At 48.9% G+C, this 15296-nt stretch carries 9 protein-coding genes and 1 pseudogene; all 10 read left to right on the plus strand.

The window, feature by feature from the left end; genetic code table 11:
* The first annotated feature begins 118 nt into the window (after positions 1 to 118).
* The 10 genes and pseudogenes from C2M17_RS00155 to C2M17_RS00200 all read left to right on the plus strand — a co-directional run bounded on the left by C2M17_RS00155 (position 119) and on the right by C2M17_RS00200 (position 15185).
* Positions 119 to 580 (plus strand): GAF domain-containing protein, encoded by a 462-nt coding sequence (locus tag C2M17_RS00155; RefSeq protein ID WP_105198875.1) that lies wholly within the window; start codon positions 119 to 121, stop codon positions 578 to 580.
* Positions 577 to 855 carry a hypothetical protein gene (locus C2M17_RS00160; protein WP_105198876.1) on the plus strand — a complete coding sequence of 93 codons (279 nt, stop codon included), beginning with the start codon at positions 577 to 579 and terminating at the stop codon, positions 853 to 855. The genes C2M17_RS00155 and C2M17_RS00160 overlap by 4 nt, the downstream gene beginning before the upstream one ends.
* A 14-nt stretch (positions 856 to 869) precedes the next feature.
* A complete protein-coding gene (proQ, locus tag C2M17_RS00165) occupies positions 870 to 1514 on the plus strand; it encodes an RNA chaperone ProQ (protein ID WP_105198877.1) in 645 nt (214 codons plus the stop codon).
* A 14-nt stretch (positions 1515 to 1528) separates the two neighbouring features.
* The gene (prc, locus tag C2M17_RS00170; RefSeq protein WP_105198878.1) at positions 1529 to 3559 is read left to right on the plus strand and encodes a carboxy terminal-processing peptidase; all 2031 of its coding nucleotides are present in this window, start codon (positions 1529 to 1531) and stop codon (positions 3557 to 3559) included.
* 145 nt (positions 3560 to 3704) lie between these two features.
* The gene (gene nhaC, locus C2M17_RS00175) at positions 3705 to 5180 is read left to right on the plus strand and encodes a Na+/H+ antiporter NhaC (RefSeq protein WP_267894394.1); all 1476 of its coding nucleotides are present in this window, start codon (positions 3705 to 3707) and stop codon (positions 5178 to 5180) included.
* Positions 5181 to 5252: 72 nt separating this feature from the next.
* Positions 5253 to 7870, plus strand: a pseudogene (gene pepN / locus C2M17_RS00180) (aminopeptidase N).
* Between the two features lie 452 nt (positions 7871 to 8322).
* The gene (locus C2M17_RS00185) at positions 8323 to 10410 is read left to right on the plus strand and encodes a DUF1302 domain-containing protein (protein ID WP_105198879.1); all 2088 of its coding nucleotides are present in this window, start codon (positions 8323 to 8325) and stop codon (positions 10408 to 10410) included.
* A 12-nt stretch (positions 10411 to 10422) separates the two neighbouring features.
* On the plus strand, positions 10423 to 11790 hold the full coding sequence (locus tag C2M17_RS00190) for a DUF1329 domain-containing protein (RefSeq protein ID WP_105198880.1): 1368 nt from the start codon (positions 10423 to 10425) through the stop codon (positions 11788 to 11790).
* Positions 11791 to 11865: 75 nt separating this feature from the next.
* Positions 11866 to 12864: a YCF48-related protein gene (locus C2M17_RS00195; protein WP_105198881.1), complete on the plus strand. Its 999-nt coding sequence runs from the start codon at positions 11866 to 11868 to the stop codon at positions 12862 to 12864.
* Positions 12865 to 12866: 2 nt separating this feature from the next.
* The gene (locus C2M17_RS00200) at positions 12867 to 15185 is read left to right on the plus strand and encodes an efflux RND transporter permease subunit (RefSeq protein ID WP_105198882.1); all 2319 of its coding nucleotides are present in this window, start codon (positions 12867 to 12869) and stop codon (positions 15183 to 15185) included.
* Positions 15186 to 15296: the final 111 nt, after the last annotated feature.

Consider the following 15296-nt stretch of genomic DNA (forward strand, 5'->3'; position numbering starts at 1 on the left):
TTTAAGCAACCAGCGCATTTTCAAGCGCTAGCAGCACTTTTTTCATGATAAAAGGTTTCATTTGCCCGCCACAAAGAGTACCTTAAACACTGCGTATTCTATGTGAAGTAGTATTTAAATGAGCAAAGCGGAATTTTATCGTTCTGTGACAGAGCAGGCGCAAGCACTGATTTGTGACGAGCCCAACTTAATTGCCAACTTAGCCAACATCAGCGCCTTGTTATATATGTCGATGGACGATATTAACTGGGCCGGTTTTTATTTATTGGAGTCGCCTGAGCAATTAGTGCTGGGGCCATTTCAGGGAAAACCTGCATGTGTGCGTATTGAAGTGGGCAAAGGGGTATGCGGCACTGCTATAGCGGCGGATAAAACTCAGCTGGTCACAGATGTGCATCAATTCCCCGGCCATATTGCTTGTGATGCGGCATCCAATTCGGAAATTGTTCTCGTGGTTAAGAAAAACGGCGAGGCCATTGGCGTATTGGATATCGACAGCCCTACAGTAGGGCGTTTCGACGAACAGGATAAAGCGGGTCTTGAACTGCTGGTTGAATGTTTGGAGAAGCATATCGCATGAAAGATCTACTGAACGTCCAAGATTACCTATTTTCCATAGCCGATGTAGGTGATTGGGAAGGCGAAGAAGAGCTGGTATGTGAGCGCTTAAATGAGCTTATTCACCACGCTTGGGCACGACTACCCGATGATCTCGGCTGTGAACAAATTGACAGTATTATATCCGGTATTTGGGAACATCTTCGCGGTGACCTGGCATTAATCGATGCCGAGTTGGAAGAGTTGCTGGACTGGGTGGAACACTATATCGACTCGGCTCAAGATGAGCAGGTGTAACTGAAGGTTTAGAAATGGAAACCACAAACAAGCTAAAAGACATAAACGAAGTATTGGCATTCCTTTATGAGGAATTTCCAAACTGTTTTAAACAAAAAGATGGTATTAAGCCTCTTAAAGTAGGTATCTTTAAAGACATCGCCGAGCGTATTGAGGGCAACGAAAAAGTCAGCAAAACGCAGGTTCGTCAGGCGCTAAGAAAATATACCTCGCACTGGCGCTACCTCGAAGCGGTGGTGAATAACGAATTCCGCGTTGACCTTGACGGCAACCAGGCCGAAAAGGTTGAGCAAGAGCATGTGGATCATGCACAGACCGCACTAGAGCAAAGCCGTGCGAAAATGGCTAAGCGTAAGAAGCCAGCACGTGGTGCCAAAGAAGGTGACACAAAGGGTTACAAAAAACGCCCGCAGGGCAGTGGTAAACCTGCTGCAAAAGGCGCTAAAGTCAAAAAAGCCCCAGCCGCTGAGCCTCGTCGCAGCAATAAAGTTGAACCTTTACCAAGCGAACAGGTCAAGGCTAATACCAAAGTTAAAGTAAAACTAGGTCAGGCATTGGTGAACGGTACCATCACGGAAGTCAACAAAGACGAAATCCATGTTGAGCTGGTAACCGGTATGCAAGTTAAGACAAAAGCCGATAGTCTGTACCTGGTATAAAAAAGGAGTTGTGCATGAGTAAGACGTTTTCACTCATCCCCCTGGTTGCTGCCCTTATCGCGGCACCGGCCTTGGCCTCGTTGGACAAGGTCACAATCGCTGATTTACCCCTGTTGCAGCAAGAGTCGCAACACAGTACTGCCAGTAAGCGAGTGACCAACCTCTTTACCCGTGCACACTACAAGCCGATACGATTTAACGACGAACTGGCGACGCAGATGTTCGATCGTTATATCGAATCCCTGGACTTTAATCGCAGTATTTTTTTAGCGGGCGATGTTGCTCAGTTTGAGCAATACCGCGATAAGTTCGATAACGCTCTGAAGTCCGGCAAATTAGACTTTGCCTACGACTTATTTAACCTCAGCATGAAGCGTCGGTTTGAGCGTTATCAGTATTCTTTGTCCTTACTCGACAAGCCGTTCGATTTCAGCCAAGACGATAAGTATTACTTTGATCGCGAAGACGCACCTTATGCGAGCACCGAAGCCGAGCTTAATGAGCTGTGGCGTCAAAAGGTTAAGTACGATGCGTTACGCCTGAAAATGACGGGTAAGGATTGGGATGGCATCAAAGAGGTGTTGGAAAAACGCTACACCTACACCTTAAAGCGCTTAGTGCAAACTAAGAGTGAAGATGCGTTCCAGATCATTATGAATGCCTTTGCCCGCTCCATCGAAGCGCACACCTCTTACTTATCACCACGTCGTGCCGAGCAGTTCAAGATGGATATGGATCTTGAGCTTGAAGGCATAGGCGCGGTGCTCAGTTATGACGAAGATTACACAGTGATCCGTTCTTTGGTTCCAGGTGGTCCTGCCGATAAAACCGGCGCCATTAAACCGGAAGACAGGGTTATAGGTGTGGCCCAAGGCGATGATGACTTTGTCGATGTGATCGGCTGGCGCCTTGATGATGTAGTCGACCTGATCAAGGGTCCTAAGGGTACCTTAGTGCGCTTACAGTATCTAAGAGGCAAGGACGACCACGGCACGCCTAAGGTAGTAGAAATCACTCGCGACAAGGTGCGCCTAGAAGACAGAGCGGCTAAATCTCACGTTTTCGATGCCAGCTACTCACAAATGAGCAGCAAGATAGGCGTTATTGAAATCCCCGGTTTTTATAACAACCTGTCAGAAGATGTAAAAGCCGAGTTGGTGAAACTTAAAGAGCAAAAGGTAGATGGCATCATCATCGACCTTCGTCAAAACGGCGGTGGCTCTTTATATGAAGCGACCAAGCTATCCGGTTTGTTTATCGACCAAGGTCCAGTGGTGCAAATTCACACCCTTAATGGTCGTATCGAGCAGCAAAAAGACAGCGACGGCGTAACCTACTATGACGGTCCTATGACGGTACTGGTTGACCGTTACAGCGCATCGGCGTCGGAAATCTTCGCCGCAGCTATGCAGGATTATGGCCGCGCTGTGATCATCGGCGAGCAAACCTTTGGTAAGGGCACGGTGCAACAACACCGTGGTTTGGGTCGCAACTATGACCTATACGATAACCCGCTGGGTAGCGTGCAATATACCATTGCCAAGTTTTATCGCATAGATGGTGGTAGTACGCAACACAAAGGGGTGATCCCGGACATTAAATTGCCATCGCCCATTGATCCCGCACAGTGGGGTGAAAGCCAGGAAGACAATGCCCTTCCTTGGGACAGCATTATCCGCGCTAAGTACACCATGGTTGATAGCTTAGACGATACCATAGGTTACCTCAGTGCCGAGCATGACAAACGTATCGCCAAAGAGCCTGAGTTTGGCTATGTGCTACAAGACATTAGCACCTATAAGGAAGAGCAGGACCGTAAGTTTATTTCGCTCAATGAAAAAGAGCGCCTTAATGAGCGCGATGAGCGCGAGCAACTGGCACTGGCTCGTACCAATGAACGTTTAGTTCGCTTGGGTCTGGAGAAGGTAACCGATATAGACAATGCCCCAGAGGTATTGGATAATTTTGACCCCTACCTTGAAGAAGCGGCTTTAATCACCCAAGATTTTATAAAGCACGGGCGTTTGGTAAAGAATAATAAGTAAGCAAATACCAAGACAAAAGGCGCGTTAAGCGCCTTTTTTGTTATTTAAGCGCTGTTAAATCTGCGCTGCTCTGGTAATCTTTGCGCTTATAACAAAAATAACCCTTGTCGCGTTGTGCGAAAGAGGCAAGGGCAGGAGAGCGATTTTGACGACAACAAAACAAGCTAAATTTATCGATGCAATGATCCCCATTACGGTGTTGATCTGCCTATTGGGTGCAGCGGTTTATCTCTATGGTGATAACTCGTCATCGGGTCCAAACCAAATAGCCTTACTTTTTGCGACCTTTGCAGCGGCCTTGGTGGGTCTGAAAAATGGCTATACCTGGAAAACCCTTGAAGAGGCGATGATCAAGGGTATCACCATTTCCCTTGGGGCTATTTTGATCTTGCTCATGGTTGGCGCTCTTATTGGTACCTGGCTGCTGTCGGGCACAGTGCCGACTTTGATCTATTATGGCTTGCAGATTATTAACCCGCATTGGTTTTATGCCGCCAGTTGTATTATTTGTGGTGTTGTAGCCATGAGTATCGGCAGCTCCTGGACCACGGCGGCGACCATAGGTGTAGCCCTGCTGGGTGTGGCCAATGGTTTATCTCTTGACCCTGTGGTAACAGCCGGTGCGGTGATCTCAGGTGCCTATTTTGGCGATAAGCTGAGCCCGCTTTCAGAAACCACCAACCTGGCGCCAGCGGTAGCCGGTGCCGATCTCTTTGCGCATATCCATCATATGCTCTGGACCACAGTGCCCAGCTTTGTGATTGCGGTCATTATCTTTATTTTTATGGGCTTTAATGCCGAGGTTAGCAGCGACGCCACCGCTATTGATGCCATGGTGGATTTGTTGGCAGCAAACTTTAATATCAATATTTTAAACCTCATGCCTTTAGTGGTGCTGCTGGTTCTAGCCATTCGTAAAATGCCTGCGTTCCCGGCAATTTCCATTGGTGCCGTGCTCGGTGCCGTGTGGGCGCTGTTATTCCAAAGTGATTTACTGGCATCTCAGGTGGATGTCAGCCAAGGTCAGCTGATCGGCTACTTTAAGCTGGTATGGGCCACCTTCTTTGATGGTTTTGCCATTAGCACGGGTGATGCAAAAATGGATGATTTGCTATCCGGCGGCGGTATGTCGGGCATGCTCAACACCACTTGGCTTATCATGATGGCGCTTATGTTTGGTGCCATTATGGAGAAAACAGGTCTGCTTGAGGTGTTTGTACGCAGCATTTTAAAAATCGCTAAGTCTACCGGCTCTTTAGTAGCGGCGACCATTTCGACCTGTATCGGTACCAACCTGGTGGCTGCGGATCAATATATCGCCATCGTAGTGCCGGGGCGTATGTTTAAAGAAGAATATAAAAAACGCGGCTTACAACCGGTCAACCTGTCCCGTACCCTGGAAGACGGTGGCACCATTACCAGCCCCCTGATCCCTTGGAACACCTGCGGTGCTTATATGCAAAGCGTGTTGTTGATCAACCCATTTGATTATGCCTTCTATGCTTTCTTTAATTTAATCAATCCGGTACTTGCCGTGATCTACGCCTACCTGGGCATTAAAATTCTTCGTATCGAGCCCAAGCATCTGCAGCCCGAGGCAAAAGTGCAGGGACAGGCATAAGCCACACACAGCGATTAATTGCAGTACGGGCATCATTTGATGCCCGCTTTAAGTTTTAGGAGACAGTCACCCATGAGTGCGACTCAACCCCATGCCCAGTATTTACGTGATTACCAAGCGCCCGCATTTTTTATCGACGAACTTGAATTAGAGGTCCAACTCGCGCCGCTAAACACACAGGTAGTAGCCCGCTCCTTGGTGCGCGCCAACCTTGATAACCCAAGCAATGAGCTGGTACTCGATGGCATAGATTTAACTCTGCTGCAGGTGCGCATTAACGACCAGGCGCACAGCGCCTATCGCATTGAAGACGAGCAGTTGATAATAGGGCAGTTGCCTGAGCAGGCTTTTACCCTTGAGATCACCACGCAATGCGCACCCGAAACCAATACCTCGCTGGAAGGCCTGTATTTGTCAGATGGTGCCTACTGCACTCAATGTGAGGCCCAGGGTTTTCGTAAAATCACCTATTTCCTTGACCGCCCCGATGTGATGGCAAGTTACAAGGTGACTATAGTGGCCGACAAGGCGCAGTTTCCACACCTTTTATCCAATGGCAATAAAATCGACAGTGGGGACTTAGCCGACGGTAAGCATTTTGCCACCTGGCAAGACCCGTTTAAAAAGCCCAGTTACCTCTTTGCCTTGGTGGCGGGTGATTTCGATGTGCTGCGCGATACCTATACCACGGCCTCGGGCCGCGAGGTGGCGCTGGAGCTGTATGTTGATAAAGGGAACCTCTCCAAAGCGCCTCATGCCATGGCCTCCCTTAAGCGCGCTATGCAATGGGATGAGCAACGCTTCGACCTCGAATACGACCTGGATGTCTACATGATAGTGGCAGTCGATTTTTTCAATATGGGCGCCATGGAGAATAAGGGTCTGAATATCTTTAACTCCAAGTGCGTTTTGGCCAATAGTGACACCAGCAAGACAGGGATTTTCATCTTATCGAGTCCATTGTCGGGCACGAGTATTTCCACAACTGGACAGGTAACCGAGTTACCTGCCGCGACTGGTTCCAGCTGTCTTTAAAAGAAGGTTTAACGGTATTTCGCGATCAGGAATTCAGCAGTGACTTAGGCTCTCGCGCCCTTAACCGCATCGATGCCGTGAAGGTGATGCGTACTCATCAGTTTGCCGAAGATGCAGGCCCCATGGCGCACCCCATACGCCCAGAAAAAGTCATTGAAATGAATAACTTTTACACGGTAACCGTGTATGACAAGGGCGCCGAAGTGATCCGCATGCTGCATACCTTGCTTGGTGAAGCGGGCTTCCAAAAGGGCATGAAGCTGTATTTTGAGCGCCATGACGGCCAGGCGGTGACCTGTGATGACTTTGTTGCCGCCATGCATGATGCCAATGACACGGATTTATCGCAGTTTTCACTCTGGTACGGACAAGCGGGCACGCCCTTGGTTTCGGTGCGCGAAGATTACGACAGCGACGCCAAACGCTACACCCTGAGCTTAACGCAAACCCATAAGCCAACCGCGGAGCAGCCCCATAAGGACAACTTGTTAATTCCGGTGGCCATAGAGTTGTTAAATCAACAGGGGCAGCCCATGGCGCTGAAGCGTGACGGCCAAGACCTGGACAAGGTTTTACACCTGAGTGAGCAAAGTCAGGAATTTGTGTTTGAGCAGGTTGATGAGCGCCCGGTCGCCGTTCTTTTTGAAGATTTTTCGGCGCCGGTGCAGGTGCAGTTTGCCCAAGCCTTGGCGGATCAATTGCATATTGTTCGCCACGCCAGCAGTGACTTTAGCCGCTGGGATGCACAGCAAGCCGCACTCAGTCATTGCGTTAATCAGGCTGTGGCGCAAGTTAATGAGCAAGTTCAGTTGCCGGATCTGGTATTGGCAACCATGAGCGAGTTGCTAAATGGCGTTCTATCAGGTGAAGAAGCTGATCTGGCTTTGATTGCCGAGCTTTTGTACTTGCCGAGCTTTGACACTCTGAGCAGCGGATATAGCGAAATCCCGGTCAATGCGCTCAATAGCATTATTGATGCTTTTGAAACGGATATTGCCAAGCATCTGCGCCCGCAATTAGAAGCCGTCGTAGAGCAGTTTAAGGACGACAAGCAACAAACAGCTCAAAGCACTGGGGTACGCGCCTTGCTTGCTGCCGGCATGTACTACCTGGCACGCCTTGATGTCGCCACCGACTATATTGCCGAGCAAGCGACCAATGGCTCTATGACCTTGTCGCTGGCGGCGCTAAAAGCCTTGGTGTTGGCGCAGCATAAGCAAGAAAACATCTTGCTTGGAGAGTTTGCAACGCGCTGGGCCGACGATGTCCTGGTATTAGATAAATGGTTTAACTTACAGGCGATGAAGCAGGGCGAACATGCCTTGAGTGATATTAGCGCCTTGTTTGAACACCCGCACTTCTCTTGGCAAAATCCGAACCGGGTAAGAGCCTTGTTGGGGCCCCTGACCATGAGCAACCCAAGGGTGTTCCATCACCAGGATGGCCGTGGTTATGAGCTTCTTGGGGATGTGCTGGTAAAGCTTAACGATATAAACCCGCAAAATGCCTCGCGGTTAATTACTCCGCTGTTGGCCTGGCGCCGTTATGACTTGGACCGTCAAGAATTGATGCGTGCCCAGTTACAACGCCTGATGGCATTACCGAATCTGAGCAAAGATCTCTTTGAAAAGGTTGAAAAAGCCTTAAGTGAATAAGCAATATTTGCGCAGCACCTAACCTATGAGCAGTGACTTGGCCCGGTAATAGGTCAAGCACTGCCATTTAAGTGTATGACGATAATACTAGTCGCATGCGCTTTCCCGCCGCTAAAAAGTATTACCGCATATGTCCGCTCTGGGCATATTTGGTCGATCCCGCCTTACCCTGACTGGGTAAAATAAATTCGTTGTGCTGGAGCGAATATAAATACAGCAATTTTTAGATTATTTGACGGTAATGTAAATTGCATTTGTCGTTAACGTTATTGTCATGTATAAAAATAGTGGTAGGATGTCATACCATTAGCATATGAAAAGGAAATTTAACGCCAGTTACAAAGCATTCATGTAGACTGTTCGTAACTGTAGCCTATCCTTTTAAATGCACAAGACTACACTAAAAACAATAACTTGATCTAAAAATTACCCGCGCTAAGGGGGAAGCAACAATGATAAGACAGCCACTATTTGTGAAGCATCGGTTAGCGCTCAGCGTCGGCGCAGCGATGTTGGGCATGAGTAGCGCCGCACACAGTGCCAGCTTTACGGTTGGTGATTTCGATATCAATTTTGATTCGACGTTCTCATACGGCCAGAGCATTCGTACCGAAAACCGTGATTTTCAGTATATAGGTAAGAGTAACCACCCACGCTTTGACTGGAGCACTTACAACGCCGCGCTTAATCCCGTATATAGTTCTAGTGACGTGTGGAGCCAACCCGGCGCCTATTCAAACAACGGCGATGCGGGTAACCTGAATTTCGACAAGGGCGATACCTTTTCGCAATTGTTAAAGGGCACTCATGAGCTGGCTATCAATGGCGAATCTTACGGCTTGTTCTCCCGCTTTATGTATTTTTACGATTTTGCCCTGATGGATGGTGATTACGCCTATACCAATCCGGTATCCGGCGAAAGCGTAGACCCGTGCGATTACGACGAAACCAAAGAGCAGGTCTGTGCCGACTTCCGTCTTCTTGATGCCTTTGTATGGGCCGACTTCGATTTCAATGAAGGTCAAAACCCGCTATCTGTGCGTTTAGGCCAACAGGTTGTGAACTGGGGTGAAAGTACACTTATCTCTCACGGCATCAACGTGAACCCGGTTGATATCGACCGCTTAAAAGCGCCGGGCGCCGAGTTAAAAGAAGCCTTTATTCCAGTGGGCATGTTATGGGCCTCATTGGGTATTACCGAAAACCTTTTCCTAGAAGGTTTTTATCAATATCAGTGGCATGAAACACGCCTACCTGCAACCGGCAGCTATTTCTCGACCAATGATTTTGCCTCGGAAAACGGCTTTAACCAAAACGTACAGCTGGGCTTTACCTCAAACCCGGATATCGATTTGGCGTTTTTAACCGACAGCTTGAATAACCTTGCCGCCGATTGGCAAGCGGCTGCAGCGGCCCAGGGCATTGACCCGACATCCGCAGAAGGCCAGCAGTTGCTAGCAAGCATGTACCTTGCTTACCCAACTAAAGTGGCCCTGAAGGGCGAGGGTAGTCGAGGCAAAACAGAGCCTAGCGATGGCGGTCAATATGGTTTGCGCCTTGGCATGTTTATGCCTGAGCTGAACGACACCGAAGTGGCCTTGTATTACATTAATTACCACAGTCGTCGTCCGGTGATCTCGGGTCAGGTATCGGACTTTACCGCCATAGGTGAAGACTTGGCGATGATCATGAGCACAGAGATTAACAGCGACAACGTAAACGACTTGAAAGCCTTTACCAAGGCCAAGCTTGATTATCCAGAGGACATCAAGTTATACGGTTTAAGCTTTAACACCTCCATTGGTGAAACCGCGCTTGCCGGTGAATTTGCTTTCCGTGAAGACGAGCCTTTCCAGGTTGATGACGTAGAGCTATTGTACGCAGGTATGCCTGAGCAACTGGCATTGGCAGGACTTCGTCCGGAATTCGCCGGTATTTCTCAGCTCAGTCCAGGCGATGCCACTGCGGTAGTTGGCCCAGGTGGTACGGCTCAAGGCTATATTTTACGTAATACAGCACAAGTGCAATTTACTGCAACACACCTGTTTGGCCCTGCACTGGGTGCCGATAGCTGGGCTGTGGTTGGTGAAGTAGGCGGTGTACGCATTAACAATATGCCGGCCTATGACGAATTACGCTTAAACGTTTCCGGTACTGGCCGTAGCGGCATTATGCAGGGGCCTTTGGCGGATGACTATTCGGCCTTGCATATGGCTTTGTCAAATGGTCCAGAAACCAACCCATTCCCAACGGCTTCGGCCTGGGGTTATCGTCTGATCGCCAAGGGCGATTATTATGACCTGTTCTCGGGCGTTAACTTCTCGCCGCGTTTCGTATTCTCACACGATGTCAATGGTATTACTCCAGATCCCATGTTCCTGTTTATTGAAGACAGAAAATCATTGGGCATTAATATGAATTTTAACTATCAAAATACCTGGTCTTTTGATCTTGGTTATAACTCATTCTGGGGCGGCGGCGCGACCAATACATTTGCCGATCGTGATTTTGTTTCCTTTAATATCAAATATTCAATTTAAAAGGGTATCCGTATGTTGACTAAACCTACCCTCATTGCAGCAGCATTTTGTAGCATTTTCGCTACCACTGCAGTACAGGCTAAAATTTCGCCGGAGCAAGTGGAACGCCTTGGCGCGGACTTAACGCCAATTGGCGCCGTTAAGGCCGGAAACCAAGATGGTTCTATACCTGCTTGGGATGGTGGTATCACCGAAGTGCCGGCAAACTATAAGCCGGGCATGCACCATCCGGATCCGTTTGCTGCGGATCAGGTGTTGTACACCATAGACAAATCAAATCTGGAGCAGTACAAACACCTGCTTAGTGCAGGCCAGATAGCCTTGTTTGAAGCCTACCCAGATACCTTTAAGATGCCTGTGTACCCAACTCGCCGCAGTGCCTCGTATCCTCAGGCCTTCTATGATGCGACCAAGAAGTACGCCACTCAAGCCGAGTTGATTGAAGGTGGTAACGGTATTAAAAACACAGCCATTGGTATTCCATTTCCTATTCCAGCCAATGGTCTTGAAGCCATTTGGAACCACCTGCTGCGCTATCGTGGTCAGTCTATTTCGCGCTTTGGTGGTCAGGCGATGCCAACGGCTTCCGGTGCCTATAACCTGATTGGCTTTGACGAGCAGTTATTGATCAAGTACGCCGCCGACGATGCCACGCCTGAGCAGCTGGAAGAGTCAAATATCCTCTTCAAATTTAAGCAAAGCGTCACCGAGCCGGCGCGTCTTGCAGGTACCGCATTATTGGTTCATGAAACCATGGACCAAATCCTGACTCCGCGTCAGGCATGGACTTACAACACGGGTCAGCGCCGCGTACGTCGTGCACCAAACGTTGCTTATGATGCCCCGGGAACGGCGTCAGACAACCTGCGCACGACCGATGACTTCGATATGTTTAACGGCTCACCTAACCGTTACAACTGGGAGCTAAAGGGTAAGCAAGAATTATTGATCCCTTATAACAGCTACAAGCTGCACAGTGATTCATTGCAGTACGATGACATCCTCAAACCGGGTCATGTAAACCCTGAGCATCTGCGTTATGAGAAGCACCGTGTCTGGGTGGTTGAAGCAACCTTGAAAGAGGGCACGCGTCACACCTATAAGAAGCGTACCTTCTACATTGACGAAGACAGCTGGCAGATCTCTGTGGCCGACCTATACGACAACCGTGATCAACTATACCGTGTAGCTATGGCCTATGGCTTGAACTACTACGAAGTACCGGCGCAGTGGAGTACGCTTGAGGTTTATCATGACCTTAATTCTCGTCGTTACCTGGCCATTGGTCTGGATAACCAAGAAGCTATGTATGATTTCTCACAGTCATTCAATGACAATGAGTTTACATCTAACGCTCTTCGCCGCGAAGGTCGCCGTTAATCCTCGTACTTAGCCGGGCTCACCTAGTGGGCTCGGCTCCTTGATTCAATTTCTCTTTTTTGGGCGCATATTTATATGAAGTACTTGCTTAGTTGGGCAACGTTGCTTTTGTCGCTGCACGTTGTAGCTCAAACAACACCTCAGCCCGCTTACCAAGCCGAGCAGGCGACGCATACACTTTTCACCGATATTACCGCCACCGCTGAGCGTGTGATTGCCGTTGGCCAACATGGCACCATAGTGATTAGTGACGATGCTCAGCAGTGGCAACAGGCACAATCACCGGTAGACGTGTTACTGACCTCGGTGTTCTTTATTGATAACAACCAAGGCTGGGCATGCGGCCATGACGCTACCATCTTAAATACCCAAGATGGCGGGCAAAGCTGGCAAGTTCAGCAGTTTTTACCTGAGCTTGATAAGCCTTGTTTGGATATTACCTTTATGGATGCGCAACAGGGCATAGCCGTGGGTGCATACGGTATGTATTTCGTTACCGAGGACGGCGGCCAAAGTTGGCAAAAGCGCTTTCTCGATAGCTTGTTGTTTGCCGAAGACCGCGACTATTTAAATGAGCTTAAAGCCGAAGACCCAGCAGGCTATGAAAGCGAGACTGCTTCTATTTTGCCGCACTTTAACCGCATTGCGACAACCAGCAAGGGCTTGTATATAGTGGGCGAAATGGGCCTGATAGCGCACAGCAGCGACGGTGGCCAAACCTGGCAGCGTGAAGAAGAAATCTATCAAGGCTCGTTTTTTGATATTACCGAAATGGCCGATAAGCTTTATGTAGCAGGTTTACGTGGTAATGCTTTTAGTTATAGCGAAGAAGATGGTTGGCAACAGCTGATGGCGAATGAGCAGGCGACCATGAACAGCATGATGACGACTGCCGATAAGCAGCTGTATATTTTCGGCAACTCGGCGGTGATCTACCATCTGGATGATGCCAGCAGCACGCAATTGCAAAGTGAGCAACTCAGTGATGGTAAAGCCATCTTAAACGGGGTGCTGTTCAATGGACAATTGATACTGGCCACCGAAGCTGGGATCCAAAGCAAGGAGTTTAACTAATCATGCAAATTATAGTGGAAGCATTAGAGCGTAGTTTATTCCGCCATCGCATGTGGGTGATAATGGCCTTTGTGTTGGCCACATTAGCCCTGGCTTTTCAGGCTACTCAGCTTAAACTCGACGCCTCATTTAATAAAAACATCCCTCTTAACCATGAATATATGAAGGTGTACACCAAGCATGAGAAGCAATTTGGTGGCGCCAACAGCATATTAATTTCCGTTTGTGATGCCGGTGGTGACATCTTTAATGAAGAGTTCTTTACTCAGTTAAAGTCGGTACATGATCAGCTTTACTTTATTCCCGGCGTTAACCGCCCCTTGGTTAATTCGATCTTCTCGCCCAGTGCCCGCTTTGTTGAGGTGGTCGAAGATGGTTTTAGTGGCGGCCCCATTATTCCTGCAAATTTTCGTCCCGATGAGCGTGGCTTAGCCCGGGTAAAAGAAAACATAGAAAAGGCCAAGGTAGTAGGGCGCATGATAGCGTCTGATTATTCCTGTGCCATGGTCAGTGCCCAGCTGATGGAGTTCGACCCACAAACCGGTGAGAAGCTCGATACCTTGGCGATTGCCGAGCAGCTTGAAAGCAAAATCCGTGATGACCTGAGTACGGACAACGTCAGCATTCATATTATCGGCTTTGCGAAAATGGCCGGTGATATCGCCGATGGTGCCAAGGGCGTATTGCTCTTCTTTGCCCTCGCCATAGTGATCACCTTTATTATGGTGTGGCTGTTCTGTAAAAGCTTTAAGCTGACCCTGTTGCCAATTGTCTGCTCCTTTATCGCTGTGGTTTGGCAGCTTGGTCTGCTCTCAACCCTGGGCTTTGGTCTGGATCCCATGTCGATTCTGGTGCCGTTTTTGGTTTTTGCCATAGGCGTGAGTCATGGTGTGCAAATGATCAATGATATCGCCAAAAAAGTACAACTGGGCAGCAGCGCTAAAAATGCTGCGGAGTCGAGCTTTAAGGCCTTGATGATCCCAGGTGGTATCGCCTTGCTATCGGACACAGTGGGCTTTTTAACCCTGCTTGCTATCGACATCGGCATTATTCGTGAGCTGGCCATTACCGCAAGTTTAGGGGTGGCGGTGATCATCTTTACCAACCTGGTGTTGTTACCCGTGATTGCTTCTTACTTGAATGTGAGCAACCTGCACGTGCTGTCCGCGGATAACAGAAATAAAGATGCGCTGTTTAAACTCCGTGAGTTACTGGTTTGCGCCACCGATAGAAAATATGCCGCCATTATCCTTATTTGTACGGCGCTGCTTTTTGCCTTCGGTTATTGGCAATCACAAAAGATGCATATCGGCGACTTGCATGCAGGCGCGCCGGCGTTGCACGAAGATGCCCGCTATAACCAGGATACCTTCTTGATCTCCGATAGATACGAGATCTCCTCGGATATCCTTAAGGTGATAGTTGAAGCCTATCCAGCGGCTTGTACCGAGCACGATGTGATGGAGCGTATTCGCCAATTCCAGTGGCGTATTGAAAACGTCCCCGGGGTGCAAAGCAGTGTGTCTCTTGCCAGTGTGGCGCAGGCGGTCAACGCCGGTTACAACGAAGGCAATTTAAAATGGCAAACCCTGCCGCGCAATACCGCATCTCTGGTGCAGGCGTCGTCGCGGGTGGAAACAAGCTCAGGCCTGCTTAATGGCGATTGCTCTGTGATGCCGGTGATCATCTTTATGAAAGACCATAAGGCGCAAAGCATAGATCAGGTAGTGGCGACGGTGAAGGAAGTGGGCGCCGAGTTTGGCACCGACAAACTGCAATTCCGTTTGGCCTCAGGTCCTATCGGCGTGATGGCGGCCACTAATGAGTCCGTATCCGAAGCGCAAACGCCCATGATGCTGTATGTCTATGGTGCTGTGATAGCCCTATGCTTGGTCAGCTTCCGCTCGGTGCGCGCGACCATAGCCGTGGTTCTGCCTCTGTATATAGTATCGACCCTGGCGCAGGCGCTGATGGTGGCATTGGAGATTGGCCTTACTGTGTCGACCTTGCCGGTTATCGCCCTGGGTGTGGGTATAGGTGTTGATTACGGTATTTATATCCTATCCTCCAAGATGATCCAGCTTAAGCAGGGCCTTAGTGTAAGTCAGGCGTATCGTAATGCCTTGGTTGAGCGGGGCAGTGCTGTGCTATTTACAGGTATCACCTTGGCAGTGGGTGTAAGTACCTGGATTTTCTCGGCGCTGAAGTTTCAGGTCGATATGGGCATCTTGTTAACCTTTATGTTCCTGGTAAACATGATAGGTGCCTTGCTTATAATTCCAGCAATCAGCGCCTTCTTGTGGTCTGACCAGAAAAAATAATGTGAATACGTGTTAACGGAAATGGCCGGTCTCGGCCATTTCTATCTATATTTTGTGAATAATGCGTCAAAGCGCTGAAATCATTGGTCTGATTTCATCGAAAAGGCTGTT

The organism is Pseudoalteromonas sp. T1lg10 (assembly GCF_002964545.1).
In the GTDB taxonomy this organism is placed as follows: Bacteria; Pseudomonadota; Gammaproteobacteria; order Enterobacterales; family Alteromonadaceae; genus Pseudoalteromonas.

Coding starts and splice junctions, on each gene's coding strand:
- C2M17_RS00155 (WP_105198875.1), top strand. CDS start 119: ATGAGCAAAGCGGAATTTTATCGTTCTGTGACAGAGCAGGCGCAAGCA.
- C2M17_RS00160 (WP_105198876.1), top strand. CDS start 577: ATGAAAGATCTACTGAACGTCCAAGATTACCTATTTTCCATAGCCGAT.
- proQ (WP_105198877.1), top strand. CDS start 870: ATGGAAACCACAAACAAGCTAAAAGACATAAACGAAGTATTGGCATTC.
- prc (WP_105198878.1), top strand. CDS start 1,529: ATGAGTAAGACGTTTTCACTCATCCCCCTGGTTGCTGCCCTTATCGCG.
- C2M17_RS00185 (WP_105198879.1), top strand. CDS start 8,323: ATGATAAGACAGCCACTATTTGTGAAGCATCGGTTAGCGCTCAGCGTC.
- C2M17_RS00190 (WP_105198880.1), top strand. CDS start 10,423: ATGTTGACTAAACCTACCCTCATTGCAGCAGCATTTTGTAGCATTTTC.
- C2M17_RS00195 (WP_105198881.1), top strand. CDS start 11,866: ATGAAGTACTTGCTTAGTTGGGCAACGTTGCTTTTGTCGCTGCACGTT.
- C2M17_RS00200 (WP_105198882.1), top strand. CDS start 12,867: ATGCAAATTATAGTGGAAGCATTAGAGCGTAGTTTATTCCGCCATCGC.